We start from the raw sequence: 1247 nt of genomic DNA on the forward strand, positions 1-1247 counted from the left end.
GATCGTGAATTTTCAACAGATAAAAGAGGGATTAATTTGAGAGAAAAATTATATTCATGTTTAATTTGCGGATATAAAGGATTAAGTCAAAATCCTTTGTATAAAGGCGAGTATCAAAAAACGTTTGACATTTGTCCATGTTGCGATTTTGAGTTTGGCTACAGTGAGGATCATGATGTAAGATTAGGCTTTATTGTAACTCCAGATCATTTAATTGAGGCTGCATTTCAATTGTATCGCAAACAATGGATTGAGTCCGGGATGAAAATTGCTCATCCGGAAGATATTCCAGAAGAATTGAAAAATGGTGGTTGCTTAAAATTTGAAGTTCTGTTGAAACAATTGAAAAACATAAATCTCGACATAGAAAATTTTGAAATTAACGGCTTTAATGATTAACTGGGGTGCTTTTTTTAGGTGTGACAGTTTTTATCTTTACAATTTCAAGCTAACATGCGCAGGAAGTGATTCAACTGCTTGTTCATTTTAATACTTTCTCTATTCGTATTCAATAAAGACTTTGTGATCATCAACAAACATTTCACTTCCATCAGATAAGTGTATCCAAAAAGCTTCCTCTGGTTCTTCTCTATAGTCAAAAATTGCAGTAACTTTAACGTTTGACTCATTTTTGATTGGTTTTCCAACTGTTATTTTCGTTTTTTCCTCTGGCAAAGTAATGGATCTAATCATAAAACCATCCCATCTTATTAGTTTTACTCTCCCTCTCCCCTTTCCTTTCTCCGCAGTATGCTTGCTTATCTATATAAGAAATATGAATATTCTATTTCAATGACTGACAAATTTAAAAATAAGCTGCTTTTAACACTTAATGAACACCATCTTCAGTGAACTTAAAGGTCTGTTTTAAACGGCGTCCTTCTTGCCCCTTTTGCGTCCAGATAATCACAACTTCCAATTCAGAGGCTTTATCTGACAGCATAAAATGCTTGAACTTCAACGGCGTGCCATCGTTTAAACTTTCAGCTAACGTTTTAGCATCCTCTATTTGATTTACACAATTTTCATCGGGGCATCCAAAGAGTGAAAACCTTGTGATTGAATCAGGATCATTTCTATACAATTGCACATCAACTGTAGCTGCTTCTTTCCCAATGTTTTTGACTTCCAAGGAATAAACATTATATTTCCCTTTCTTAGGTGAAGCAAAATCCTTTGCATTTTTTGCTTCACTTACTTCTACAGACCACTGTTCTGTTTTTTGTGTAATGGGCAACACCGTAAAA

The 1247-nt window shown here is 34.2% G+C and carries 3 protein-coding genes; 1 reads left to right on the forward strand and 2 read right to left on the reverse strand.

Annotation, left to right across the window (positions count from 1 at the left end; genetic code table 11):
* Positions 1-36: 36 nt before the first annotated feature.
* Positions 37-399 carry a hypothetical protein gene (locus RAC86_RS38810; RefSeq protein WP_072566385.1) on the forward strand — a complete coding sequence of 121 codons (363 nt, stop codon included), beginning with the start codon at positions 37-39 and terminating at the stop codon, positions 397-399.
* Positions 400-498: 99 nt separating this feature from the next.
* Here RAC86_RS38810 and RAC86_RS38815 read toward each other — a convergent pair whose 3' ends face one another.
* Positions 499-693: a hypothetical protein gene (locus RAC86_RS38815; protein ID WP_061186341.1), complete on the reverse strand. Its 195-nt coding sequence runs from the start codon at positions 691-693 to the stop codon at positions 499-501.
* Positions 694-829: 136 nt separating this feature from the next.
* The coding region (locus tag RAC86_RS38820) for a hypothetical protein (RefSeq protein ID WP_377886970.1) at positions 830-1247 on the reverse strand (418 nt) is incomplete at its 5' end.

It is taken from the genome of Bacillus sp. LR_5, assembly GCF_042709275.1.